The sequence below is a fragment of the Corallococcus sp. BB11-1 genome (assembly GCF_026626625.1).
GTDB classification, from domain to species: Bacteria; Myxococcota; Myxococcia; order Myxococcales; family Myxococcaceae; genus Corallococcus; species Corallococcus soli.
Genome location: NZ_JAPNJY010000032.1, coordinates 165279 through 189607, shown reverse-complemented (window position 1 = coordinate 189607; position 24329 = coordinate 165279). Strand labels below are relative to the sequence as shown.

At 70.8% G+C, this 24329-nt stretch carries 21 protein-coding genes; 19 read left to right on the top strand and 2 right to left on the bottom strand.

Annotated features, from left to right (window positions below; genetic code table 11):
* Both OV207_RS29050 and OV207_RS29045 read left to right on the top strand, forming a co-directional pair.
* Positions 1 to 399 (top strand): PDZ domain-containing protein (locus OV207_RS29050; RefSeq protein ID WP_267558299.1); only part of this gene is annotated, 399 nt, incomplete at its 5' end.
* A 52-nt stretch (positions 400 to 451) separates the two neighbouring features.
* Entirely contained in the window at positions 452 to 1045 is a 594-nt protein-coding gene (locus OV207_RS29045) for an SGNH/GDSL hydrolase family protein (protein ID WP_193429200.1), read from the top strand.
* Positions 1046 to 1063: 18 nt separating this feature from the next.
* Here OV207_RS29045 and OV207_RS29040 read toward each other — a convergent pair whose 3' ends face one another.
* Complete coding sequence (locus tag OV207_RS29040; protein WP_193429201.1) at positions 1064 to 2989, bottom strand: sensor domain-containing diguanylate cyclase; 1926 nt, start codon at positions 2987 to 2989, stop codon at positions 1064 to 1066.
* 192 nt (positions 2990 to 3181) lie between these two features.
* Between OV207_RS29040 and pgeF the strand changes: the two genes are divergently transcribed.
* The 8 genes from pgeF (at position 3182) to OV207_RS28995 (ending at position 12112) form a co-directional block, all read left to right on the top strand.
* Positions 3182 to 3970, top strand: a complete 789-nt coding sequence (gene pgeF, locus OV207_RS29035) for a peptidoglycan editing factor PgeF (protein ID WP_267558296.1) — start codon at positions 3182 to 3184, stop codon at positions 3968 to 3970.
* A 54-nt stretch (positions 3971 to 4024) separates the two neighbouring features.
* Positions 4025 to 4867: a tetratricopeptide repeat protein gene (locus OV207_RS29030; RefSeq protein WP_420715272.1), complete on the top strand. Its 843-nt coding sequence runs from the start codon at positions 4025 to 4027 to the stop codon at positions 4865 to 4867.
* Between the two features lie 27 nt (positions 4868 to 4894).
* Positions 4895 to 6118 (top strand): LysM peptidoglycan-binding domain-containing protein, encoded by a 1224-nt coding sequence (locus tag OV207_RS29025; protein WP_267558293.1) that lies wholly within the window; start codon positions 4895 to 4897, stop codon positions 6116 to 6118.
* A gap of 143 nt (positions 6119 to 6261) precedes the next feature.
* The gene (locus OV207_RS29020) at positions 6262 to 7386 is read left to right on the top strand and encodes a DNA-processing protein DprA (protein ID WP_267558291.1); all 1125 of its coding nucleotides are present in this window, start codon (positions 6262 to 6264) and stop codon (positions 7384 to 7386) included.
* A gap of 23 nt (positions 7387 to 7409) precedes the next feature.
* Positions 7410 to 10052 (top strand): type I DNA topoisomerase, encoded by a 2643-nt coding sequence (gene topA, locus OV207_RS29015; RefSeq protein WP_420715271.1) that lies wholly within the window; start codon positions 7410 to 7412, stop codon positions 10050 to 10052.
* Between the two features lie 164 nt (positions 10053 to 10216).
* On the top strand, positions 10217 to 10969 hold the full coding sequence (locus OV207_RS29005; protein WP_193429207.1) for a MotA/TolQ/ExbB proton channel family protein: 753 nt from the start codon (positions 10217 to 10219) through the stop codon (positions 10967 to 10969).
* A 25-nt stretch (positions 10970 to 10994) separates the two neighbouring features.
* Positions 10995 to 11525: an ExbD/TolR family protein gene (locus tag OV207_RS29000; protein WP_267558288.1), complete on the top strand. Its 531-nt coding sequence runs from the start codon at positions 10995 to 10997 to the stop codon at positions 11523 to 11525.
* A gap of 2 nt (positions 11526 to 11527) precedes the next feature.
* On the top strand, positions 11528 to 12112 hold the full coding sequence (locus OV207_RS28995; protein ID WP_267558287.1) for an ExbD/TolR family protein: 585 nt from the start codon (positions 11528 to 11530) through the stop codon (positions 12110 to 12112).
* Positions 12113 to 12181: 69 nt separating this feature from the next.
* Here the strand turns inward: OV207_RS28995 and OV207_RS28990 are convergent, their stop codons facing one another.
* A complete protein-coding gene (locus OV207_RS28990; RefSeq protein ID WP_193429210.1) occupies positions 12182 to 12574 on the bottom strand; it encodes a TraR/DksA family transcriptional regulator in 393 nt (130 codons plus the stop codon).
* Between the two features lie 296 nt (positions 12575 to 12870).
* On the opposite strand from OV207_RS28990, the gene trmFO reads away from it, so the two are divergent.
* The 9 genes from trmFO to OV207_RS28945 all read left to right on the top strand — a co-directional run bounded on the left by trmFO (position 12871) and on the right by OV207_RS28945 (position 24326).
* On the top strand, positions 12871 to 14247 hold the full coding sequence (trmFO, locus tag OV207_RS28985; protein ID WP_193429211.1) for a methylenetetrahydrofolate--tRNA-(uracil(54)-C(5))-methyltransferase (FADH(2)-oxidizing) TrmFO: 1377 nt from the start codon (positions 12871 to 12873) through the stop codon (positions 14245 to 14247).
* Complete coding sequence (locus OV207_RS28980) at positions 14244 to 15869, top strand: gliding motility protein (protein WP_193429212.1); 1626 nt, start codon at positions 14244 to 14246, stop codon at positions 15867 to 15869. Before trmFO ends, OV207_RS28980 begins: the two co-directional genes overlap by 4 nt.
* Positions 15870 to 15976: 107 nt before the next feature.
* Positions 15977 to 18241, top strand: a complete 2265-nt coding sequence (locus OV207_RS28975; protein ID WP_267558285.1) for a kinesin — start codon at positions 15977 to 15979, stop codon at positions 18239 to 18241.
* A 71-nt stretch (positions 18242 to 18312) separates the two neighbouring features.
* Positions 18313 to 19215 (top strand): tyrosine recombinase XerC, encoded by a 903-nt coding sequence (locus tag OV207_RS28970; protein WP_267558283.1) that lies wholly within the window; start codon positions 18313 to 18315, stop codon positions 19213 to 19215.
* A 21-nt stretch (positions 19216 to 19236) separates the two neighbouring features.
* Positions 19237 to 19626 (top strand): DUF1801 domain-containing protein, encoded by a 390-nt coding sequence (locus OV207_RS28965; RefSeq protein ID WP_267558281.1) that lies wholly within the window; start codon positions 19237 to 19239, stop codon positions 19624 to 19626.
* 81 nt (positions 19627 to 19707) lie between these two features.
* Positions 19708 to 20235: an ATP-dependent protease subunit HslV gene (hslV, locus tag OV207_RS28960; RefSeq protein WP_120536022.1), complete on the top strand. Its 528-nt coding sequence runs from the start codon at positions 19708 to 19710 to the stop codon at positions 20233 to 20235.
* A gap of 12 nt (positions 20236 to 20247) precedes the next feature.
* Positions 20248 to 21645: an ATP-dependent protease ATPase subunit HslU gene (hslU, locus tag OV207_RS28955; protein WP_267558279.1), complete on the top strand. Its 1398-nt coding sequence runs from the start codon at positions 20248 to 20250 to the stop codon at positions 21643 to 21645.
* 110 nt (positions 21646 to 21755) lie between these two features.
* Positions 21756 to 22934 carry an aspartate aminotransferase family protein gene (locus tag OV207_RS28950; RefSeq protein ID WP_267558300.1) on the top strand — a complete coding sequence of 393 codons (1179 nt, stop codon included), beginning with the start codon at positions 21756 to 21758 and terminating at the stop codon, positions 22932 to 22934.
* A gap of 78 nt (positions 22935 to 23012) precedes the next feature.
* Positions 23013 to 24326 carry a DnaJ domain-containing protein gene (locus OV207_RS28945; RefSeq protein ID WP_267558278.1) on the top strand — a complete coding sequence of 438 codons (1314 nt, stop codon included), beginning with the start codon at positions 23013 to 23015 and terminating at the stop codon, positions 24324 to 24326.
* Positions 24327 to 24329 lie beyond the last annotated feature (3 nt).

The following is a 24329-nucleotide window of genomic DNA, read 5'->3' as shown; positions in this document are numbered from 1 at the left end:
AGCATCTACCGCGACGGCAAGGCCCAGGACGTCAAGGTGACCATGGGCACCCGGCCGGACCTGGAGGGCCTGTCCAAGAAGAAGCCCGAGGCCAACGGGGACCAGGACTCCTCGCGCCGCGTGGGCGTGTCCCTGCAGGACCTGGATGCGCGCACCGCGTCCCAGGCGGGCTTCACGGAGCGCACCGGCGCGCTCGTCACGGACATCGTCCCCGGCTCCCCCGCGGACCGCGCGCAGCTGGCCCCGGGCATGCTGGTGGTGGAGGCGAACCGCAAGCCCATCACGAGCGCGAAGGAGCTGGCCGCGGTCATCCGCGCCGCGCCCGCGGGCAGCACCCTGTTGTTGCGCGTGGCGGGCCCGGGCGGCGGACGGCTGCTGCGCGCGTTGAAGATGCCTTGAGGTCGTGGGGGCCTGGAGGGGGTTTTCCCGTCTCGGAGGGTGAGCGCGCGGCATGAGCGTCAACTACGTCTCGCTGGGTGACAGCACGGCGGTGGGGGTGGGGGCGTCGCAGGGTGGGGGCTATCCCGACCGGCTCGCCTCCCGCCTGCGGCAGGCCGGCCTGCCGGTGGGCCACACCAACCTGGGGCAGAGCGGCGCGCGCGTGCGCGACGTCGTCAACAGCGCCCTCAAGCGCGTCGTGGCCCTGCAGCCCACGCTCATCACCCTGGGCGTGGGCACCAACGACCTCTGGCGCGGCACCGAGGTGGCGGAGTACCAGGACGACCTGGACCGCATCGCCCGCCGGTTGAAGCAGACCGGCGCGTCCATGGTGGTGGTGAACCTGGCCGACATGGCGCTCGCGCCCATCGCGAAGCTGGTGCCCAGCGCGCTGTACGAAGGGCGCATCGAGCCCTTCAACGAAGCCATCGCCACGGTGGCGCGCGCGCACGGGCTCCACCTGGTGGACCTGTACACGGCCAGCCGCGAGCTGATCCCCCGGCGGCGGGACTTCTTCAGCTCGGACGGCTTCCACCCGTCCGCGGAGGGCTACGAGGAGTGGGCGGACCTGATGCTGCCCACGGTGCGCACGCTCATCCAGCGCTGAGCCGGGGGCGCCCGCGCCTCACGCCTTGGCGATGCCCGAGGGCGCCGGGGGCGTGGTCGGCGCGTCGGTGGGCGGGGCGGTGATGCTGCGCTCGCGGCCGGGGTGCATCTCCATGCCGGGCTCGAAGGTCGTCACGCGGTTGCGGCCCGTGCGCTTGCTGCAATAGAGCGCCGAGTCCGCGCAATCCACCAGCGCCTCCTGCGAGTTCGCGTCCGTGGGGAAGTGCGCGACGCCGATGGACACCGTGACGTGGTTGCCGGGCAGGCCCGGACGCCCCAGCGTGCCGGACTCCGCCACCGCGCGGCGCAGCGTCTCCGCGACCTCGAACGCCGTCGACTTGGAGACCTGGGGCAGCAGCAGCACGAACTCCTCGCCGCCATAGCGCCCCAGCGTGTCCACCTTGCGGGCGCGGGTGCGCAGCACCTCGGAGACCCGGCGCAGCGTCTCGTCCCCCGCGCGGTGTCCGGCCAGGTCGTTGAGGCGCTTGAAGTGGTCCACGTCCACCATCAGCAGCGCCAGCGGCACGCCGAAGCGCTGGGCCCGCGCCAGCTCCAGGTCCAACCGCTGGAAGAGGTGGCGCCGGTTGGGCACGCCCGTGAGCGCGTCCGTCAGCGTGAGCTTCACCGTCTCCGCGTGCAGGCGCGCGTTCGTCACCGCCGTGGCCGCCTGATCCGCCACCGCCGTGAAGAGTTCAATCTCCTCCGCGGCGAAGCACGCCGTCTCCGGCCGCTGGAAGTTGATGACGCCCAGGAGCGTCTCCGCGTGCACCATGGGCACCGCCAGCAGCGAGCCCTGCTCCGAACCGCCGCGCAGGCCGCGCCGGGCGAAGATGCTGGTGCCGTCGGTGAGGTCCGGCAGGTACACCGCCTTGCGCGTCTGGGCGGCCCGGCCGCACGCGCCCTCGCCCACGGCGAAGGTGTGGCCCTCCAGGCCCCGGCCCTGCGGCCACGCGTGCTTCACCTCCAGCATGCCGTCCTCGTTGAGGAGCATGATGGAGAAGTCGGGGATGTGCAGCCGCTCCACCACCATCCGGGTGATGCGCGACAGCAGCTCGTCCAGCTCCAGCGTGGTGTTGAGCGAGCGCGCCACGTCGAACAGCAGCGACAGCTCCCGCAGGCGCTCCTCCAACTCGTCCTTCAGCGCCAGCTTCTCCTTCACCAGCTCCAGGTCGCGGTGCGTGTCGATCTCCTCCACCTTCATGGAGGTCAGCCGCGCGAGCATCTGGTTGAAGGCCGCGCCCAGCCGCGAAATCTCATCCGTGCCCCGGGCGTCCGCGCGCACCAGCAGGTCCCCGGACTCCGCGCGCCCCATGGCCTCGCTCAGCCGCTTGAGCGGACGCGTGAGCACGAAGCGCAGGCTCAGCCAGGTGACGAGCGCCAGGATGACGACGAAAAGCACCATCGCCCCCAGCGCGTCCCGGAACACCGTCTGCAACTGACGGTGCAGCGCGGGCTCGCCCAGGCGCACCTGCAGCACGCCCATGCGCTGCGCGGCCTCGCCGGTGTGACAGCCGGAGCACTCGGGGCCGCCCAGGGGACGCACCACCTCCGTGCCGCGCTCGCTGGAGCGCGCCGTCTCCGGCCCCGCCGCCGACAGCCGCGAGGCCTCCGGGTGCGGGTGGCCCTGCTCGGCCGGACGCCGGCTCCAGCGGATGCGCCCCTCCGGCGTCAGCACCCGCAGGTCCTCCACCGAACGGAACAGCCGCGTGTCCGACGCCAGCACCTCCGCCACCGCCCCGTGCGGCGCCGCGCCCGGCGCCTGCGGCAGGGTGAACGTGGAGGCCACGAACTCCGCCAGCGCCAGCGCCTCCAGGTGCGTGCCCTCGCGCACCGCCTGCCGCGCCTCGCGTGAGAAGTGCCCCACGCCCAGCAACGCCACCACCAGACCCGGCAGGCCGATGCTCCAGAGCAGCTTCCTGCCAATCGTCTCGGAACCCAGGGCCATGTGCGCAGCGCAGTGTCTCCGAAGCCCGCGCCTTCTGCGCGTGAACCCGGAGTGTTCAGAAATTGTCAGGGTGGTGACACGCCCTGTCAAACGTACTCATGCGGAAATATTGAACCTGGACTGCTGTTACCTGCGAGTTCCTGTTTTCAGGGGCTGCGCCCACGGTGCGGCGGAATCCCCGAGGGAGGCCCCATGTCCACGCCCGCGTTCCTCACGTCCGCGCTGTTGCCGGTGCCGCACGGCTTCGCCACCCGTGAGGGTGGGGTGTCGCAGGGGCCCTACGCGTCGCTGAACCTGGGGTTCTCGGTGGGGGACGAGCGCGCTCGCGTGGAGGAGAACCACCGGCGGCTGGCCCTGGCGGTGGGCGCGAAGCTGGGCGCGCTGGGCCGGGTGTCGCAGGTGCACGGCGACCGGGTGCTGGAGGTGCGGGGCGAACCGGACGACGTGCTGCGCCCGACGCTGGGCGAGGCGGACGCGCTCTGGACACAGGAGGAGGGCAGCTGGGTGGCGGTGGGCACCGCGGACTGCGTGCCGGTGCTGCTGGTGGATCCGGAAGGGCGCCGGGTGGCGGCGGTGCACTCGGGCTGGAAGGGCACGGATCTGGAGATCAGCGCGCGCACGGTGGAGGCGCTGGTGGCGAAGGGCTCGCGGCCGGAGCGGCTGCTGGCGGCGGTGGGGCCCTGCATCCAGGCGTGCTGCTATGAGGTGTCCGTGGAGCTGGGGGAGCGCTTCCGCGCGCGCTTCGGCCCGGACGTGGTGCGCGAGGGCGTGAAGCCCCACCTGGACCTGCCCCGCGCGGTGAGGGCGTCGCTGCTCAAGGCGGGCCTCCAGGCCGGGCACGTGGATGTGCTACAGGTGTGTACGGCGTGTGATCGCGAGCGGTTCTTCTCCCACCGCCGGGACGCGGGGCTCACGGGCCGGCACCTCAATTTCGTGCTACACCGCTTCGAGCGTCCCGTGCCAGGCCGGCCGTTTTCTTGACGGTCTCTGTCCGGCCTTCCTATCCTCGACGCGGAATCCCCTCCGTCCAGGCTCGTGCCGGTGCGCCCCTTCTTCTTCCGCCTGTTTGCCGTCGTGGCGCTGTGCGCGCCCACCGCCTGCGCCACCACCGCCGCCTCCCAGGCGGAAGTGGGGCGGCTGGAAGCGGAGCTGCGCACGCTGCGCTCCTCCCAGGCGAAGCTCGTGGAGCGCCTGGAGCGGCTGGAGACCCGCGACGCCGTCTCCCGCGCCCGCTCCGTGGCCCCGGCCACGCCCGCGCCGGTGAGCAGCGCCAGGGCCTCCGACGAGCCCACCGGCAGCGAAGCGCTGGGCCTGCCCCCGTCGGAGCTGGCGGTGGTGCGGCTCAAGCCGAAGAAGGAACCCGCCCCGCGCATCGCCACGGCGGTCGCGGTGGTGGAGCCGGATCAGGACCAGATGGAGATGTTCATCAGCCCGGCGGAGGGCTCGTCGGGGACCGCTTCCGCGTCGCCCGGCCGCGCGGAGCCGCCGGACAAGGATCCGGCCATCCTGGAAGCCGAGTACGAGCACGCCGTGTCGCTGCTGCGCACCGGCAACGTGGAGGGGGGCGTGGATCAGCTCACGCGCTTCGCGGAGACCAACCCCCGCCACCCCCGCGCGGACAACGCGCTGTACTTCACCGGGCTGGGGCAGATGGGCCTCCAGGACCCGGCCAGCGCCGCCAAGACGTTCGAACGGCTCATCAAGACCTACCCCGCCGGGGATGCCATCCTGGACGGCATGCTCCGGCTCGCGGAGTGCCGGGTGCGGCTCAATCAGGCCGTGGATGCCAGGGCCCTCTATACTCGCGTCGTCACCCAGTTCCCGGGGACGGCCGCCGCCACGCAGGCGGAGCAGCGGCTCGCCGCGCTCTCGCCGTAAGCCCTTTTCGTGAAAGGACGTCGTCCGATGCGCTCCCGGATCCTCGCCTCCCTGCTCGTGCCCCTCGCCGTCGCCCCGGCGTGGACGGCCCATGCCCAGCAGCAGGACGCGCAAGAGGAGGAATCGCAGTCGGCCGGAGGTGAGACGGAAGGCCAGGACATCTCCGACGAAGCCCCGGAGCGTCCCACCTCCGTCACGCTGCCTCCCGGCGCCCCCCAGGGCCGCGAGAGCGCCCCCGGCCAGGTGCACACGGTGGAGGGCGGCGACACGCTGTGGGATCTGTCCCAGCGCTACCTGGGCAGCCCCTGGTACTGGCCCAAGGTCTGGTCCTACAACCCGCAGATCGCCAACCCGCACTGGATCTACCCGGGCAACAACGTGAAGTTCTACCCGGGCGGCGAGGAGGTCCCCTCGCGCGTGGAGGCGGGCAACCTTCCTACCGACGACATGGAGGCGCCCCAGGACGTGAGCGGCGCCAGCCTGGTGACGGTGGTGGGGAAGATCGGCTACGACCCGTCCGCGGCCCGGCCGGTGACGACCAAGGGCTTCGTGACGGCGCGTGAGCTGGACGAGGCGGGCCGCATCGACGGTTCGCCCTCCGAGGCGCTGATGCTGTCGGCCCCGTCGCGCGTGTACCTGCGCTTCAAGAAGCGCGGCGCCGCCAAGGTCGGGGAGAGCTACGTCGTCTACCACACCGTGGAGCCGGTGAAGCACCCGGTGACGGGCGCCAAGGCGGGCTTCCTCACGGAGCTGCTGGGCACGGTGCAGGTCACCGCCATCAACGACGACGTGGTCACCGCGCGCATCATGGAGACCTGGGACCCCATCGAGCGTGGCAACTACGTGGGCCCCTCCAGCGAGCGGCTGTCGGAGCGCGTCGCCCCCAAGCCGAACGCCAAGGAGATCCCCGGCTACGTGCTGACGCCGATGACGGCGGGCCAGACGGTGATGAGCGAGCACCACTTCATCATCGTCGACCGCGGCACCGCGGACGGCGTGCAGGTGGGCAACGTCTTCACCATTGATCGCAAGGGTGACCCCAGCCTGAACGTGCTCGGGCGCCGCAAGACCAACCCGAGCGAGATCAAGAAGGGCGAGCGCGCCTACCCGTGGGAGGCCGTGGCCCAGTGCATGGTCACCGAGGTCCGCGAGCGCACCTCCAACTGCCTCATCACCCGCTCCCTGGTGGAGATCTCCCCGGGGGATCGCGCCACCATGCGCAAGGACGGGGCCCCCACCGCCAGCCGGTAGTCCCGGGCTCCGGAACGGCAGGAAAGCTGCATTCCGGCCCGCCCTGGAGGGGCGGGCCGCTTGACCACCGATGTTCCGGTGTTATGTGTCACGCCCCTCCCGGGTCCACCTCTATATAGGTGGGAAACAGGCGGGGGACGGGTATGGCGGACACGGACACGGGCACACTCACCGCAGAACACCGCGCCTGCCTGGCGCTCTGGGCCATCCCTGGCCTGGGGCCCCGGACGTTGGACGCGGTGCGTGCGTTCGCCGGCGGGGCGCTGTCCCGTCTGGCGTCCGCCCCGGTGCGGGACTGGGTGTCCGACGTCCCGGTGCCCACCGCCGTCCGGCAGCGCCTGGCGGCCGTCGCATCCCTGGACGACCTGGCGTCGCGGGTGCAGTCCGCCTGCGCCGTGGCGGGCATCCGGGTGGCCTTCGCGGGCATGCCCGCCCATCCCGGCCGGTTGGTGGGGCTGGAGGACGCGCCGCCGCTGCTCTTCTACCGGGGCGAGCCCGGCCCTCCCCGGCGCCGGCTGGCCATGGTGGGCAGCCGGCACCCCGACCAGGGCTTCCTGCCGTTCGCGCGCACGTTCGCCCGGCAGGTGGCGGAGGCCGGCGTGGGGGTGGTGTCGGGCGCGGCGGAGGGGGTGGACCGGGCGTGCCACTGGGGCGCCCTGGACGCGAGCGGGGAGACGTGGGCGTTCCTGGGGTCGGCCCTGGATGCGTTGGATCCGGCCCAGGCCCGGCTGCTGCCCCACTTCCTCTCCCGGGGCGGGGTGTTCTTCAGCGAGCTGCCGCCCGGTGTCCGGGCGAGCACGACGACCTTCCCCCGGCGCAACCGACTCATCGCCGGAGCGTCGGACGCGGTGCTGGTGATGCGGGCCGGACTGGAGTCCGGGAGCCTGTACACGGCGGACGCGGCCCGCACCCAGGGCCGTCCGGTGTTCGCCCTGCCCGGGGACGTGTGGCAGCCGGCGGCGGCGGGCTGCAACGCCCTGCTGGCGGACGGGCGGGCCCGGGCCTGTACGTCGGCGGAAGCAATCTGCGCGGTGGTGGGCGTTCACCCCGCCCGGGCGGTGCCGGCGGGGCGTGAAGGAGGTTGGTGGGAGGCGCTGTCCGTGGAAGCGCGCGGGGCTTATGGGCTGTTGGACAGGGTTCCCCGGTCTTTCGACGAGGTGCTCGCCCACAGTCCGCTGTCCCCCGCCGCGCTCACGAGCGCCCTGGTGGAGTTGGAATTGTCGGGGCTGGTGGTCCAGCACCCGGGTAAACGGTACGAGAAGGTTTGAAGGCAGTCCGAGGTAGGAGAGCCATGGCCACGCGGAAGAAGACACAGGCGGCGCAGACGGAAGCGGCGACGGAGGAGACGACGCCCAAGAAGGCGGCCTCCAAGAAGCCGGCGGCCAAGAAGGCGCCCGCCAAGAAGGCGCCCGCCAAGAAGAAGACGGCGGCGAAGAAGGCCTCGGCCAAGAAGAAGACGGCGGCCCGTCGCCGTGGCGCGGACGGCGAGGAGCTTCCCACCGTGGACGCGGACGCGGAGGAGGCCGAGGAAGAAGTCCCCGAGCGTCGTGGCAAGGGCCCGCACTACCTGGTGGTGGTGGAGTCTCCCGCCAAGGCCAAGACCATCAAGAAGTACCTGGGCTCTGGCTACACGGTGAAGGCCTCCGTGGGGCACGTGAAGGATCTGCCCAAGAGCAAGATTGGCGTCGACGTGGAGGACGACTTCAAGCCCGAGTACACGGTCATCAAGGGCAAGGAGAAGGTCCTCAACGAGCTGAAGAAGACGGCCAAGACGGTGGACCGCGTGTTCCTCGCGACAGACCCCGACCGCGAGGGCGAGGCCATCGCCTGGCACATCAAGGAGGAGCTGGCCCACCCGGACTCCCTCCGGGTGACCTTCAACGAGATCACCAAGAAGGCGGTGCAGGAAGCCATCGCCAACCCGCGCGAGCTCAACCAGGACAACTACGACTCGCAGCAGACGCGGCGCATCCTGGACCGGCTCGTCGGCTATCAAATCTCGCCGCTGCTCTGGAAGAAGATCCGCCGGGGCCTGTCCGCCGGCCGCGTGCAGTCCGTGGCGGTGCGCCTCATCGTGGAGCGCGAGGCGGAGATCAAGGCCTTCACGCCCGAGGAGTACTGGACGCTGGACGCGCTGGTGCAGGGCCCGCAGGGGCCGCCGCCCTTCAAGGCGAAGCTGTCCCGCGTGGACGGCAAGAAGGTGGAGCTGAAGGACCGCGCCACCACGGACGGGCTCGTCGCGGAGCTGAAGGACGCGCCCTTCACCGTCACCAAGGTGGACCGCAAGGAGCGCCGCCGCAACGCGCCCGCGCCCTTCATCACCTCCAAGCTCCAGCAGGAGGCGGCGAACCGGCTGCACTTCACCGCCAAGAAGACGATGACGCTGGCGCAGAAGCTGTACGAAGGCGTGCCGCTGGGTGAGGAGGGCCAGACGGCGCTCATCACGTACATGCGCACGGACTCCACGCGCCTGTCGGACGACGCCGTCACGCAGGTGCGCGAGTTCATTGGCCAGAAGTACGGCGCGGACTACCTGCCGCCGGAGCCCATGGTCTACAAGAGCCGCAAGAGCGCCCAGGACGCGCACGAGGCCATCCGGCCCACGTCCCTGGAGTACCCGCCCGAGCGCGTGCGTCCCTTCTTCGACGCGATGGACGAGTCGGACATGTTCCGCCTCTACGAGCTCATCTGGAACCGCTTCGTCGCGTGCCAGATGAAGCCCGCCGTGTATGACCAGACGGCCGCGGACATCACCGCGGGCCGCGCCACCTTCCGCGCGTCCGGCAGCACGCTGAAGTTCCCCGGCTACCTGGGCGTGTACGGCGCCGGCCTCACGCCGGAAGAGGAGTCCGAGCGCGACAAGGCCAAGGCCGCCGGTGAGGACGGCGCCGAGGACGTGGTGGGCGAGCTGCCGCCCCTCAACGAGGGCGAGGTGCTGGCCCTGCACAAGCTGCTCAACGAGCAGCACTTCACCCAGCCGCCCCCGCGCTTCAGCGAGGCCACGCTGGTGAAGGAGCTGGAGGAGCGCGGCATCGGCCGTCCGTCCACGTACGCGGCCATCCTCTCCAACATCCAGGACAAGAAGTACGTGGAGAAGCTGGAGAGCCGCTTCCGCCCCACGGACCTGGGGCAGATGACCAACGAGCTGCTGGTGAAGCACTTCCCCCATGAGCTGGACGTGACGTTCACGGCCAGCATGGAGGAGAAGCTGGACCAGATCTCCGACGGCGGCGCCAGCTGGAAGACCGTGCTCCACGACTTCTACGGGCCCTTCAAGGAGACCCTGGAGAAGGCCGAAGCGGAGATGCGCGACGTCAAGCGCGAGGAGATCAAGACCGACATCGCCTGCGAGAAGTGCGGCAACCCGTTCGTCATCAAGTTCGGGAAGATGGGCCACTTCCTCGCCTGCTCGAACTACCCCGACTGCAAGAACACCAAGGACTTCAAGCGGGACGCCGAGGGGAAGATCGTCATCGTGGAGGAGGAGACCACGGACGAGAAATGCGAGAAGTGCGCCAAGCCCATGGTCATCAAGCGCGGCCGGTTCGGGCGCTTCATGGCGTGCTCGGGCTACCCGGACTGCAAGACGTCCAAGCCCATCTCCATCGGCGTGTCGTGCCCGGAGTGCAAGGTGGGCTACCTCACCGAGCGCCGCAGCGGACGGGGGAAGATCTTCTTCGGCTGCAACCGCTACCCGGACTGCAAGTTCGCCGCGTGGGATCGGCCGCTCCCGGAGGCGTGCCCCCAGTGCGCGTCGCCGTACCTCCTGCAGAAGTACTCCAAGCGGGACGGCGCCTACATCTCCTGCCCGAACAAGGAATGCGACTACCGCCGCGAGGTGGTGGAGCAGGGCGTCCCCGGCGCTCCCGGGGAGGCCTCCGCGGGTGCGCCTGCCGAGGCAGCAGCCGCTCCTCTGCCCCCTTCGGCGGCCTGAGCGGAAAGCTGAGTCATTCCAGGGGGCTGGGTGGACCCCCCTGGCTTGACACCCTCGCGGGCGAAGCCCTACAAGTCCGGATTGCTCCCGGCCCGTGATCGCAAGCCTCCTGCCCGTTCGCGGCAGGGGTGCGCGCGGGGGGCAGCGAAAGGACGCACTCCGCGATGAATCCCTCCGTGAACGCGTTGTTGAGCATGGTCCTGGCCGAGGCGGCTCCCGCGGCCAGCCAGCCCCCCTCTGGAGGTCTGGTGGACTTCGTCTTCACCGCGTTCGAGGCCGGCGGCCACTTCATGCTGGTGAACCTGTTCTGGCTGTTCGCCTCGCTGGCCGTCATCGGCGAGCGCGCGGTGACGCTGCTGTTCCGCTACCGCCTCAACGCGAGCGCGTTCATCGAGCAGGTCCACAAGATGGTGCGCAGCGGCAACCTGGACCGCGCGGTGAAGTTCTGCGGCATGGCGCCGCGCTCGCCGCTGGCCCGCGTCATCCGCGCGGGGCTCATCAACGCGAACCGGGGTGAAGTGGAGGTGGCCAAGTCCGTGGAGGAGGCGCTGGCGGAGTACACGCCGCACGTCACCCGCCGGGTGCAGTGGCTGTGGTCGCTCGCGAACATCGCGACGCTGGTGGGACTCGTCGGCACCATCGTGGGCCTCATCGGCACCTTCCGCGCGCTGGGCAACGTGCCGGCGGACCAGAAGCAGGCGCTGCTCTCCAACGGCATCTCGGAGGCCATGTACAACACGGGCTTCGGGCTCTCCATCGCCGTCATCTGCATCGTGGCGCACCTGTTCTTCCACACGTACGCGAAGAACATGGTGGAGACGGTGGAGCTGAACGCGCTCAAGCTGGAGAACCTGCTGTCGCGCCGCGGCTCGCTGGAAGTGGTCCCCAAGGACGACGACGTCCGGGCGGCGTCGTAGTCTCCGCTGGCTTCCGGAGCCACGCATGGCGCTCTACTACTCCCGCCGCAAGCTGAAGCCGAGGGAAGAGGAAGAGGGGGGCGAGCTGAACATCGTCCCGTACCTCGACATCCTCATGAACCTCATCATCTTCATGCTGCTGTCCATCACGGGCCTGACGGCCTTTGGCGCGCTCAACGTGTCCGCGCCCACGTACGGCGGCGGTGCTTCCGCCAGCGCGGGACAGGCGGAAGGGGAGGCGCCCAAGCTGAACCTGCAGGTGCTCATCTCCACGAACGGCCTCTACGTCCGGGGCAACGGCAAGGAGGCCGCGGCCCCGGAGGGGGGGGCGCCCACGCTGCCGAAGCTCGCGAGCGGCGCCTATGACTACGCGGCGCTCAACGCGCAGCTGGTGAAGATCAAGGCGGAGTTCCCCCAGGAGACGAAGGTCATCTTGGTGGCGGATCCAGGCGTTCACTACGAGGCCCTCATCCACACGATGGACGCCCTGCGCGAGACGGCGGGCCCCACCGAGCGCAAGCTGCTGTTCCCCGACGTCACCCTGGGCACCCTGTAGCCATGTCCGAGCCCGCCGCGCCCCCGATCCCCGCCGAAGCCGATCAGCTCGCGCGCATGCGCTACCGCCGTGCCCTCGCGCGCAAGAAGCGCAAGGAGCGCGAGGCCGCGTCGGAAGTGAGGGAGCTCAACATCACCGCGATGATGGACATGATGACCATCATCCTGGTGTTCCTGCTGAAGTCCTTCGCGTCATCCTCCGCGTCCATCACCGCGTCCGACGACGTCCGCCCGCCCATCTCCTCCACGCGCGCGACGCCCAAGGACACGGTGGCCGTCACCATCACCGCGAGCCACATCATGGTGGGCGAGCGCAAGGTGGTGCAGCTGACGAACCAGGCCATCCCGGAGGCCCAGCTCGGCCCGGACAAGCGGCTGATCCTGGGGCTGGATGAGCAGCTGAAGAAGGAAGTGAAGAAGCTCAAGTACATCGCCGAGCGAAACCCGACGGCGCCGTTCAGCCACGAGCTGTCCGTCATCGCGGACAAGGCCGTGCCGTACGATCTGCTCGTCAGCGTGCTCTACACGGCGGGCCAGAACGAGCTGGAGAACTACCGCTTCATCGTGCTCCAGGGTAACCCCGAATAGGGGCCGGCCCGCCGGACACACGACTCCCCCGCGCGGGATGGACACACGGGGGAGGGCCTGACGTCTTCGCTAGAGGGACAGGCTGCCCACATGCCGGGCGGCGTCCCGCGTCTCCTGCTCGTGGAGGGCGGCGTCCTCTTCGCAGCGGATGGCGAAGGGCATGGCCTCCAGCCGGTCCATGGAGATCTCGTTCCCGCAGTCCACGCACTCGCCGAACACGTCCGTGTCCATGCGGCGCAGCGCGGCGTCAATGAGCATGATCTCCCGGCGCTGGGCCTCGATGAGCGTGGAGAGCGTGTAGTCCGCCAGCTCCGCCTGCGCCTGCTCCTCGTATTCGGGGTCGCGCTCCTGGTCCTTCAGCGCCATCAGCTCCCGGCGAGCGCCCGCCTGGGCCTCCTCGGTCGTCTTGCGGCGCTTCTGGAGAAGCTCACGGATTCCCACCAGGTCCTTGGCTCGGCTCATGGCTGCGTCACTCCCATCCCGGTTCACGGTTGAACGGCGCTCGCGGCCGGCGGTGTCATCCCGGCGCGAAGACCGCGAGAAACCTAGGGTTGGATCCCAGGTGGGGAAACCTCGCCTCCCTGTCGGCACGCATGGCGGGACGCAGGGCAGGCGGCCAGCCGTGGGCCGGGTGGGAAGTGGAAAGAGAACGCGGGGTTGCCGCGCTGCTTTCACGGCTGGGAAAGGGCGCGACCTTCCTGCTAACAGGGACGCCCGGGTGGCCTGAAACACGGGCGCGCCGGGTGGGTGGAGGTTGCATGTCGGACGTGAAGCAGCGGGTGACGGTGATTGGCGGGGGCCTGGCGGGCACCGAGTGCGCGTACCAGCTCGCGCGGCGCGGCGTGCCGGTGGTGCTGCGCGAGATGAAGCCGCACAAGCGCTCCCCCGCGCACAAGTCGGACTCGCTCGCGGAGCTGGTGTGCAGCAACTCGCTGCGCTCGGACAACCCGGAGAGCGCCATTGGCCTGCTGCACGCGGAGCTGCGCGCGCTGGGCTCGCTGGTGCTGGGCAGCGCGGACCTGCACCGGGTGCCGGCGGGGGACGCGCTGGCGGTGGAGCGCGAGGGCTTCTCCCGTGAAATCACCACCCGGCTCCAGTCCGGCGTGGGCGTGGAGGTTGTCGGCGGGGAGGTGGAGCGGATCCCGGACGAGGGCGTGGTGGTGGTGGCGACGGGGCCGCTGACGTCGGACGCGCTCACGGCGGAGCTGGAGCGCCACGTGGGCACGAAGCTCTACTTCTACGACTCCATCGCGCCCATCCTGTCCGGGGACTCCATCGACATGGACGTGGCCTTCCGCCAGAGCCGCTACGGCAAGGGCGGCGGGGATGACTACCTCAACCTGCCGATGACGCGCGACGAGTACTACCGCTTCGTCAACGAGGTGAAGGCGGGCCAGAAGCTGGTGCCGCACAGCTTCGAGGAACCGAAATACTTCGAAGGGTGTCTGCCCATCGAAGTGATGGCCGAGCGCGGGGACGACACGCTGGCCTTCGGGCCGCTCAAGCCAGTGGGGCTGAAGGACCCGCGCACGGGGAAGGATCCCTACGCGGTGGTGCAGCTGCGCATGGAGGACAAGGCCGGCACGGCGTGGAACATGGTGGGCTTCCAGACGCGCCTGACGTGGGGCGAGCAGAAGCGCATCTTCATGTCCTGCATCCCGGGCCTCCAGAACGCGGAGTTCCTGCGGATGGGGCAGATCCACCGCAACACGTTCATCGACTCGCCGCGCCTGCTGGCGGAGGACCTGTCGCTGAAGACAGAGCGGCGGGTGTTCTTCGCGGGGCAGGTGACGGGGGTGGAGGGCTACGTGGAGAGCGCGGCGTGCGGCTACCTGGTGGCGCTGGCGGTGCATGCGCGCCTCACGGGGGGCACGTTCGTGCCGCCTCCGGCGACGACGGCGCTGGGGTCGCTGTACCGGCACGTCACCGGCGAGGCGCACCCGCCGGACCACCCGCACCAGCCCACCAACGTCATCTTCGGCCTGTTCCCGCCCCTGTCGGGGCGGATGAAGAAGGCGGACAAGCGCGCGGCCTACTCGGCGCGGGCGAAGCAGGACCTGGCGGCCTGGCTGCCACATGCGGGCGCCCCGGACTCGGGCGCCCCCCAAGCGACGGACGAACAGAGGAGCGCATGAAGCGACCTGGAATCTGGGGCCTCGTGGCCCTGCTGGCGGTGGTGGGGTGCAAGAAGGGCGAGGACGCCGCGCCGTCCGCGCCGTCGCAGCGCAGCGCAGCGAAGGGCGACACCGTCCGCAGCGCGGCCAAGGGCGCGGCGGTGGTGGGCGGGCAGGGGCAGCAGCTGGCGGCGGGGCGCGCCGCGGACCTGCGCCTGTCTCCGGACGGGCAGTTCGCCACGTACCTGCTCAACGGCCAGAAGCCCCGGCTGGACGGCATCCCGCCGCAGATGCTGGTGGGCACGCTGTACGTGGTGCCGGTGGCGGGCGGCAAGCCGCGCGAGCTGGGGGACGGCGTGACGAACGTGCCGGGCAGCCTGCTGTTCTCCGCGGACTCCAAGCACCTGCTGTACGTGACGGGCTACAACCCGGCCTCGCAGTCGGGCGAGCTGCACGCGCTGGCCCTGACGGACGCCGCGGCGGAGCCGGTGAAGCTGGGCGCGGCGGTGAGCTACCTGCTGCCCTCGCCCGACGGCGCCAGCGCGGCCTTCGTGGACGGCGGCGTGCTGAAGCTGGGGCCGCTGCCCTCGGGGCCGTTCCAGGACGTGGCGGCGGAGGTGAGCACCGCGCAGTTCACGCCGGACGGCAAGACGCTGCTCTTCAAGCGCCGGCTGTCGGCCGCGAGCGGGCTGGCGGCGGTGACGGTGGGCGCCAACGAGCCGCCGCGCAAGCTGGCGGATCAGGTGGGCGACTACCAGGTGTCCCCGGACGGCAAGCGCGTGGCGTACCAGGTGCGCAGCGAGGCCGTGCGCGGCATGTATGACCTGTACCTCGCGGAGGTGCCGGCGCTGAAGGGCCAGCGGCTCGCGGTGGGCTCGAAGGTGTTCGGCTTCTCGCCGGACGGCCAGTGGCTGGCGCGCACGGAGAACGGCAAGCCGGAGCAGCTGGGGGACCTGTACGTGGGGCCGGCCTCCGGCGGGCCCGGCCGCAAGGTGGGCGAAGCCGTGGAGGAGATGGCGTTCGCGCCGGACTCCAAGGCGGTGGGCTTCCTGGAGAAGTACGACCAGCCGTCGCGCGCGGGCGCGATGAGCGTGGCGGCGCTGCCGGACGGCGCGCCCAAGCGCGTGGGGGACCGGGTGCCCAACTTCGTGTGGGGCTCGGACAGCCGCTACGTGGCGTTCCTGTCGCGCTTCGTGCGGCCGGTGTTCTCCGTGGACCTGATGCTGTACTCGCTGGGCCAGGAGAAGGCGGAGAAGGTGCAGCCGGGCGTGTTCGGCTACGGCTTCACGCCGAACAACGGCGCGGTGGTGTTCCGCACCAACTGCATCCGCAACGGCCGCGCGTGCGACTTCAAGGCGCTGGACCTGGGTGAGAAGCAGGCCGAGGCGAAGACGTGGATGCAGGGCATCTTCAGCTACAAGATCTCCAACGACGGGGCCCGCATCCTGGCGACGTACGCGCGCATGGACTCGGACACCTACGACGTGGCCGTCTACGACGTGAAGACGGGGGCCCGGAAGACGCTCGACCAGGGCGTGCAGGTGCCCACGTACTTCGCCGGCAAGGACGACACCCGGGCCGTCTACATCATCGGCCAGGGGCAGAACCCCGGCGTGTACAGCGCCATCGCCTCAGCGCAGTAGGGGCGGACCCAGGGGGGGAGGGCGCCCGCGCCCGTCCGCCCCTTCGGGCCCCCGCTGGCGGTTGAGGCGTGCACCGTGGGGGCGGGTGTGCTGTCTTGCCGCGCCGAATGGCACAACTCGTCTATCGGCGCTACGGCGGCTCCCTCCAGGTCGACATCCCCGACTTCAACACGCTCACCGAAGCGGTGCGCATCCCCGCGACGCAGTGGATGGCGCTCGCGTGTCCGCTGGAGGGCATCGCGTGTGATCCGCGCTTCCTCACGCTGATGGACTCGGACGGCAACCAGCGCATCCGCGTGGAGGAGCTGCGCGCCGCGGTGGACTGGACGGCGGCGCGGCTGACGGATCGCAAGGGCGCGGACGCGGGCAGCGACGTGCTGGAGCTGGCGGCGCTCTCCGACACGGCGAACAACCTGCGGGGCGCGGCGGAGCTGGTGCTGCGCACGCTCCAGGCGCCGGACACCACGCGCCTGTCCCTGGAGCAGCTGCGCACCAGCGACAAGGCGCTGCGTGACGCGGGCACCAACGGCGACGGCATCATCGCGCCCACCTCCCTGCCGGAGCGGCTGCGGCCCCTGGCGCAGGCCATCATCACGGCCTTCCCGGCGGTGACGAACCGCGCGGGCCTGGCGGGCGTGGACGTGGCGCTGGTGAAGCGCTTCCGCGAGGAGCGGGCGGCGCTGCTCGCGCACCTGGCCGGAAGGGACGCGGTGTTCACCTGGGGCGCGGCGAGCCTGGAGCAGGCGAAGCGCGTGCACGACGTGGCGCCCCTGCTGGACGGCTACTTCGCGCAGTGCCGGCTGGTGGCCGCGCAGCCGGAGGCGGCCGCCAGCATGCGCCTGCGCGCGGAGCGGGTGGAGGGGGCCCTGGGCGACCCGGGCGCCATGGGGAAGGCCGCCGGGGAGCTGCCCATCGCGCCGCCGGATGCGTCAGGCGTGCTGGTGTGGGCGCGGCTGTTCCGTGGCGCCGGCTACGAGCGGCTGGAGTCCTTCCACCAGGAGGTGGCGACGCCGCTGCTGGGCGACGGCGTGAAGCTGACGGACACGGCGTGGAAGGACCTGTCCGCGAAGGCGGAGGCCATCCTCGCCTGGCAGGCGACGCGGGACGGCCACGCGCTGCACGCGGTGGTGGACACGCTGGGCGCCGTGTCGGACGAGGAGCTGGACGCGCTGGAGTCCGCGAGCCGCGAGGACCTGTCGCTCAAGGGCACGCTGGACGTCATCGCGGAGCTGGAGCGGCTGGTGCTGTACCAGCGCTGGCTCCTGGTGTTCGCCAACAACTTCATCAGCATGCCCAGCCTGTACCTGCCCAAGCGGCGGGCGCTGATGGAGCGGGGCACGCTCATCCTGGCCGGACGCAAGTACACGCTGTCGGTGCTGGTGAAGGACCGGGCGGGGCACTCGGCGCTGACGGGGCAGGGCACCACCTGCATCCTCTACGTGAAGGTGCTGCCCAAGGACGGCGCGGAGGGCTACGAGGTGGCGGTGCCCGTCACGGCGGGCCGCAGCACGGAGCTCGTCGTGGGCAAGCGCGGCGTGTTCTACGACGTGGACGGCGTGGAGAGCGACGCCATCGTCACGCAGGTGGTCCGCCAGCCGGTGTCGCTGTGGGAATCCATGACGATGCCCTTCATGCGCATCGGCGCGTTCATCTCCGGCAAGGTGGAGGCGCTGGCGGCGTCGGGTGAGAAGGACTTCGATTCGACGCTGGAGCGCGGCTACACGCAGACGGTGACGGCGCCCCCGGTGGGCGCGGCCAAGGCGGGGCCCCCGGCGGCGGCGCCCGCGGCGGCACCCGCGGGAGGAGGCCTCGCCGGCATGCTGGCGGCGGGCGGCATCGCGTTCGCGGCGCTGGGCTCGTCGCTGGCGTTCATCCTCACGCAGGTCAAGTCGCTGACGCTGGTGGACGTCATCACCGCGGCGACCATCCTGGCCATCGTGGTGATGGCGCCCGCGGGGCTGCTCGGGTGGCTGAAGCTGCGGCGGCGCAACCTGGCGCTGCTCCTGGAGGGCTCCGGCTGGGCGCTCAACGACCGGCTGATGCTCACCCGGGGCGTGGCGACGCTCATCACCCGCCGCCCGAAGCTGCCGAAGAACGCGCGCGTGGACCACGCGGACCTGGTGCGCGGGGCGCTGCGCCACACGCAGGACGACGACGAGAGCGACGGCATGTCCGCGGGGGCCCGTATCGGGCTCACGCTGCTGGTGCTGTTCATCCTGCTGTGGCAGGTGCGCGTGCCCATCACGGAGTGGCTGTGCACGCATCAGTGGCTGTCCGGAGACAGCTGCCGGGTGTTCCTGCCCCAACTGGTGCCTTCTGAACTGCCGGGTGCGCCGGCCCCCGCCGCTCCGGCCCCTGCGCCCGCGAAGTAGGCGGGCGGAGCGTGCTCGCGCACCGACGCGAATCTTGCGAGGCTCGGGGAGGCCCCTAGGCTTCCCCGACCATGTCGACCCTGTCCCCGCTCCTCGAGAAGTTCCGCGCCCACCTGGAAGACGAGAAGGACGCGTCACCGCACACGGTGCGCAACTACCTCATCGACCTGGTGGACTATGAGCGCTACCTCGTGGAGCGGATGAAGTCGTCGCTGCTGGCCGGCACGCACGCGGCCATCCGGGGCTACCTGGGCACGCTCAGCGTGGACCACGCCCCCGCAAGCCGCGCGCGGCGGCTGGCGAGCATCAAGTCGTTCTACAAGTACCTGGTGCGCCAGAAGCTCCTGTCCGCCAGCCCCGCGAAGCTGGTGAAGAGCCCCAAGCTGCCCAAGACGCTGCCCAAGGTGCTGCCGGTGGAGGAGGTGTTCGCCATCCTCGACATGCCGGACGAGAGCACGGTGCTGGGGCTTCGGGACAAGGCCATCCTGGAGATGCTCTACGGCGGCGGCCTGCGCATCAGCGAGCTGTGTGGCCTGTCGCTGCTGGGCGTGGACCGGAGCAGCCGCATCGTCCGGGTGATGGGCAAGGGCAGCAAGGAGCGCCTCATCCCGCTCAACGCCAAGTCCATCCGCGCGCTGGAGGCGTACCTCGCGCGGCGCGGCGAGCTGCTGGCCACGGTCTACGCGGGACAGGATCCGGACGCGCTGTTCCTCAACTTCCGCGGCGGCCGGCTGACGCCCCGGAGCATCGCGAGGCACTTGGACGCATACGTGCTCCAGCTCGCGCTGGCGCGCAAGGTGAGCCCGCACGCGATGCGCCACTCGTTCGCCACGCACCTGCTGGGCGGCGGCGCGGACATCCGCAGCATCCAGGAGCTGCTGGGCCACGCGAGCCTGTCCACCACGCAGAAGTACACCCACGTGACCTTTGAACAGCTGCAAGAGGTCTACGACGCCGCGCACCCGCGCGCGTGACGCGGTTGAAAGGACTGGGCCATGTCGAAGCAGGGTGACGAGGTCGAAGCGTTCATGGCGGAGCTCGAACATCCGCTCAAGGCGGAGATTCAATCCGTGCGCAGCGCCATCCTGGCCTCCGACAAGACGCTCACCGAGCGCATCAAGTGGAATGCCCCCAGCTTCTGCTCCGGCGGCGATGACCGGGCGACGTTCCGGCTGGCCCCCAAGGGCATCTTCCAGGTCATCCTCCACCGGGGCGCGAAGGTGAAGGACACGGCGGGCTTCGCCTTCGAGGACGACTCGGGTCTGGTGAAGTGGGCCGCGGTGGACCGGGGCATCGTCACGCTCCAGGACGCGAAGGACGTGAAGGCGAAGAAGGAGGCCCTGGTGAAGCTGGTGGGCCGGTGGATCCGGGCCACCGTGGCCTGAAGGGCCCTCTTACGGTGAGGGAGCGGACAGCCGGGCCGTGTTTGCTGGTGGGGGCGGGGCGGGCTTGTTAAACCTCCCGCCATGTTCCACGGCACCACCATCCTCTGCGTCCGCCGCGACCAGAAGGTCGTCATCGCGGGCGACGGCCAGGTCAGCCTCGACAAGACCATCATGAAGAACACGGCGCGCAAGGTGCGCCGCATTGGCGACGGGCAGGTGCTCGCCGGCTTCGCGGGCAGCACCGCGGACGCCTTCACGCTCTTCGAGCGCTTCGAGGCCAAGTTCAAGGAGCACCAGAAGAACCTGACCCGCGCCTGCGTGGAGCTGGGCAAGGACTGGCGCACCGACCGCTTCCTGCGCCGCCTGGAGGCGCTGCTCATCGTCGCGGACCGGGAGAAGACCTTCATCCTCTCCGGCGCGGGGGACGTCATCGAACCCGACCACGGCATCGCCGCGGTGGGCAGCGGTGGCTCCTACGCGCTGTCCGCCGCGAGAGCGCTCCAGGCGAACACCCAGATGTCGGCCCGCGACATCTGCACGCAGTCCATGGCCATCGCCGCGGACATCTGCGTCTACACGAACTCCAACGTCACCTACGAAGAGCTCTGAGAGGACCGCCCCGTGGCCGAACCGCGCAAGTTGTCCGCCTTCACGCCTCGCGAGGTCGTCAGCGAGCTGGATCGCTACATCGTCGGCCAGAACGACGCCAAGCGCGCCGTGGCCATCGCGCTGCGCAACCGCTGGCGCCGCCAGCAGGTCTCCGACGACCTGCGGGATGAGATCCACCCGAAGAACATCATCATGATCGGCCCCACCGGCGTGGGGAAGACGGAGATCGCCCGCCGGCTGGCGAAGCTGTCCCAGGCGCCATTCGTGAAGGTGGAGGCCTCCAAGTTCACGGAGGTCGGCTACGTGGGCCGCGACGTGGAGTCGATGATCCGCGACCTGGTGGAGGCGGCCATCGCGCTCGTGCGCGAGGAGGAGACGGAGAAGGTCAAGCCGCGCGCGGAGGAGCTGGCCGAGGACCGGCTGATGGAGCTCATCAAGAACGGCGGCGCGTCCCGCCCGGCCGCGTCGCCGCCCTTCGGCTTCACGCCCCCGCCGCCCAGCGCGCCGTCCCCCCTGGGCGACAGCGAGCGGGAGAAGCTGCGCGCCCAGCTGCGCGCCGGCACGCTGGATGATCAGCAGGTGGAGGTGGAGACCAGCGAAAGCTCGCCCACGTTCATGCGCAACTTCAGCGGCCAGGGCATGGAGGAGATCGGCGTCAACCTCCAGGACCTGTTCAAGAACATGCCGGGCATGAAGAACACCCGGAAGCGCCGCGTGCGCGTGCCGGAGGCGCTCCAGATGCTGCGCGCGGAAGAGGCGCAGAAGCTGGTGGATCCGGAGCGCGTCCAGCGCGAAGCGGTGCTGCGCGCGGAGTCGAGCGGCATCGTCTTCATCGATGAGATCGACAAGATCGCCAGCCGCGAGGGCGGCAAGGGCGGCGGAGGGCCGGACGTGTCGCGCGAGGGCGTTCAGCGCGACATCCTGCCCATCGTGGAGGGCTCCTCCGTCAACACGAAGTACGGGCAGGTGAAGACGGACCACATGCTCTTCATCGCCGCGGGCGCGTTCCACGTCTCCAAGCCGTCGGACCTCATCCCGGAGCTGCAGGGCCGCTTCCCCATCCGCGTGGAGCTGGAGGCGCTGTCCGGCGAGGACCTGGTGCGCATCCTGCGCGAGCCGAAGAACTCGCTCCTGCGCCAGTACACCGCGCTGCTCGCCACGGAGGGCGTGCGCCTGACTTTCACGGACGACGCGGTGTCGGAGCTGGCGCGCATCGCGCAGCAGGCCAACGACCGGACGCAGAACATTGGCGCGCGGCGCCTGCACACCGTGCTGGAGCGGCTGCTGGACGACGTGTCCTTCACCGCCAGCGAGCTGGGACCGCGCGACTTCCAGGTGGATGGCGCGTACGTGCGCGAGCGCCTGTCCGCCATCGTCCAGGACGAGGACCTGTCGCGCTACATCCTCTAGCGCGCTAGCGTCCCCGCCGTTGTCCCCCTGAAGCCGCACGAATCGTGAGGAAGACCGCCTTGCCGCATCCGTCGCCATCCCCCGCCGCCGCCCCTGGCAACGACGCCCTCATGCAGAAGGCGAAGCAGCACCTGCTGCAGAACTACAAGCAGCAACCCATCGCCCTGGTGCGGGGGCAGGGCACGCGGGTGTGGGACGCGGATGGCAAGGCGTACCTGGACTGCATCGGCGGCATCGCCGTGTGCGCGCTGGGCCACTGCCACCCGGAGGTCGTCGCGGCGGCGAAGGCGCAGTTGGATCTGCTGTGGCACGTCTCCAACGTCTTCTATTCGCAGCCGCAGATCGACCTGGCCGAACAGCTGACGGACTGGGCGGGCCTGCCGCGCGCGTTCTTCTGCAACTCCGGCGCGGAGGCGAACGAGGCGCTCATCAAGCTCACCCGCAAGGTGATGAAGGACCGGGGCACGCCGGAGCGCTTCGAGCTCATCACCTTCGACAAGAGCTTCCACGGCCGCACCCTGGCCACCGTCACCGCCACCGGCCAGCCGAAGTACCACGCGGGCTTCGAGCCGCTGCCCGCGGGCTTCCGGCACGTCCCGTACGGGGACCTGGAGGCGGTGCGCCGCGCCGTGGGGCCCGCCACCGCCGCCATCCTCGTGGAGCCCATCCAGGGCGAGGGCGGGGTGCGCATGGCGCCCCCCGGATTCCTCAAGGGCCTGCGGGAGCTGTGTGACGCGCAGGGCCTGCTGCTGCTCGTGGACGAGGTCCAGACGGGCATGGGCCGCACGGGCCTGCCCTTCGGCTTCATGCACGACGGCATCCAGCCGGACGCCATCAGCGTCGCCAAGGCCCTGGGCAACGGCCTGCCCATGGGCGCCATGCTCTGCCGCGAGGAGCTGGCGAAGAGCCTCACCCCCGGCACCCACGGCTCCACCTTCGGCGGCAACCTGGTGTCCGCCGCCGCGGCCAACGTCGTCCTGCGGCTCCTGCGCCAGCCCGGCCTGCTGCCGGACGTGCAGGCGAAGGGCGAGCACTTCCTCGCGGGCGCGCGGACGCTCCAGGCGGCGCTGCCCCAAGGGCGCATCCAGGCCGTGCGAGGGCGGGGGATGCTGCTGGGCGTCGAGCTGGACCGCGAGGTCGCGCCCGTCATCGCGAAGCTGCGCGACGCCGGACTGCTGGTGAACTCCGCGGGGGAGACGACGCTGAGATTCGCCCCCGCGCTCACCATCACCCGGCAGGAACTGGACGAAGCCCTGGGCATCCTCCAGCGTGTGCTGGCTTCCCTCTAGCCGTTTTTCCGGGGAGCAGCCCGTTGGATGGGGGCGTTTGACGCCCTGCGTCCCAGACACCTACACTCGGGGATTCGCTTGAGCGCGCCCAACCCCATCGTCGGCCTGGGGGGCCGGACCGACCACATCGCCACGGTGCCCCACCTGGACCTGTCCCGCCTCCAGCTCAGTCCAGAGGAGGGGACGGTGCTGGGGCTGGTGGGCCGTGTCGAGCGCATCGACGCGGTGCTGTCGCGCTCCGCGCTGGGCGAGGCCCGGACCATCGCCGTGCTGCTGTCGCTGCGCGCCAAGGGCGCCATCGTCCCCGCGCGCGTGGTGCCGCGCACGACGCCCGCCGCCCCGGCCGTGGACGCCTCCATGGCGGAGGAGGTGGACCTGGATCCCGAACAGAAGCGGGAGATCATCGAGCTGGAGCGCTCGCTGGACGGGATGGACCACCACGCCGTGCTGGGCGTGTCCCGGGGGGCCACCGCCGCGGAGGTGAAGCAGGCCTACTACAACGCGTCGCGGCGCTTCCACCCGGACCGCTACTTCGGCAAGAACCTGGGCAGCTTCCGCGCCCGGCTGGAGCGCATCTTCAAGCGCCTCACCGACGCCCAGAACGCGCTCAGCCGCGCGGAGCCGCGCCCCGCCGCGGCGGCGCCCCCCGCGACGTCGTCCTCCGCGCCCCGGCCGGTCCCCGCGTCCCCGGCCCCGGTGCGGCCGCCCTCGGGCGCCTTCGCGTCGGTGCAGCCCCAGGCGCGGCCACCCTCGGGCGCCTTCGCGTCGGTCCAGCCCACGGCGGCCCCCGCCGAGCCCGTGGATCCGGAGTCGGAGGCCCGCCGCGCGGAGCGTCAGGCCCGGCTGGCGCGCCACCCGTACATGGCGCGCACCCACAAGCTCACGGAGCTCATCGCCCGGGGCAGGGCGGCCACGGCGCGCGGCGACTTCGAGCGGGCCTACCAGGACTTCAACCACGTGCTGGGCCTGGACCCAAAGAACCGCGAGGTCGCCGCGCTGCTCGTCGACGCGCGCCGCAAGCACGACCTGCACCGCGCGCAGGCGGAGGTGGCGCGGGGCCAGGAGCTGGAGATGCGCGGGGACTTCGCCGGAGCGCACGCGGCCTACAAGCTGGCCGTGTCGCTCAACGGCGACAACCCGGAGGCGGCCTACCAGGCCGCGCGCGTGGGCCGCGAGCTGGCGCATGACGTCCAGGAGGTGCGGGCGCTCGCCCAGCGGGCGGTGGAATTGAAGCCCGGCCGCGCGGATTATCAACTGCTGCTGGCCCACGTGCTGCTGGCGCTGGGGCAGAAGAAGCCGGCCAAGCACCACTACGAGGAGGTCGTGCGCCTGGATCCGGACAACGCAGAGGCCCGTGCGGCCCTCAAGAAGTTGCGTTGGACGTTCTCGTGAGGT

What these genes read in the sequence shown, in the direction of transcription:
- OV207_RS29045 (WP_193429200.1), top strand. Translation starts at nt 452, where the DNA reads ATGAGCGTCAACTACGTCTCGCTGGGTGACAGCACGGCGGTGGGGGTG.
- OV207_RS29040 (WP_193429201.1), bottom strand. Translation starts at nt 2,989, where the DNA reads ATGGCCCTGGGTTCCGAGACGATTGGCAGGAAGCTGCTCTGGAGCATC.
- pgeF (WP_267558296.1), top strand. Translation starts at nt 3,182, where the DNA reads ATGTCCACGCCCGCGTTCCTCACGTCCGCGCTGTTGCCGGTGCCGCAC.
- OV207_RS29025 (WP_267558293.1), top strand. Translation starts at nt 4,895, where the DNA reads ATGCGCTCCCGGATCCTCGCCTCCCTGCTCGTGCCCCTCGCCGTCGCC.
- OV207_RS29020 (WP_267558291.1), top strand. Translation starts at nt 6,262, where the DNA reads ATGGCGGACACGGACACGGGCACACTCACCGCAGAACACCGCGCCTGC.
- topA (WP_420715271.1), top strand. Translation starts at nt 7,410, where the DNA reads ATGGCCACGCGGAAGAAGACACAGGCGGCGCAGACGGAAGCGGCGACG.
- OV207_RS29005 (WP_193429207.1), top strand. Translation starts at nt 10,217, where the DNA reads ATGAATCCCTCCGTGAACGCGTTGTTGAGCATGGTCCTGGCCGAGGCG.
- OV207_RS29000 (WP_267558288.1), top strand. Translation starts at nt 10,995, where the DNA reads ATGGCGCTCTACTACTCCCGCCGCAAGCTGAAGCCGAGGGAAGAGGAA.
- OV207_RS28995 (WP_267558287.1), top strand. Translation starts at nt 11,528, where the DNA reads ATGTCCGAGCCCGCCGCGCCCCCGATCCCCGCCGAAGCCGATCAGCTC.
- OV207_RS28990 (WP_193429210.1), bottom strand. Translation starts at nt 12,574, where the DNA reads ATGAGCCGAGCCAAGGACCTGGTGGGAATCCGTGAGCTTCTCCAGAAG.
- trmFO (WP_193429211.1), top strand. Translation starts at nt 12,871, where the DNA reads ATGTCGGACGTGAAGCAGCGGGTGACGGTGATTGGCGGGGGCCTGGCG.
- OV207_RS28980 (WP_193429212.1), top strand. Translation starts at nt 14,244, where the DNA reads ATGAAGCGACCTGGAATCTGGGGCCTCGTGGCCCTGCTGGCGGTGGTG.
- OV207_RS28975 (WP_267558285.1), top strand. Translation starts at nt 15,977, where the DNA reads ATGGCACAACTCGTCTATCGGCGCTACGGCGGCTCCCTCCAGGTCGAC.
- OV207_RS28970 (WP_267558283.1), top strand. Translation starts at nt 18,313, where the DNA reads ATGTCGACCCTGTCCCCGCTCCTCGAGAAGTTCCGCGCCCACCTGGAA.
- OV207_RS28965 (WP_267558281.1), top strand. Translation starts at nt 19,237, where the DNA reads ATGTCGAAGCAGGGTGACGAGGTCGAAGCGTTCATGGCGGAGCTCGAA.
- hslV (WP_120536022.1), top strand. Translation starts at nt 19,708, where the DNA reads ATGTTCCACGGCACCACCATCCTCTGCGTCCGCCGCGACCAGAAGGTC.
- OV207_RS28950 (WP_267558300.1), top strand. Translation starts at nt 21,756, where the DNA reads ATGCAGAAGGCGAAGCAGCACCTGCTGCAGAACTACAAGCAGCAACCC.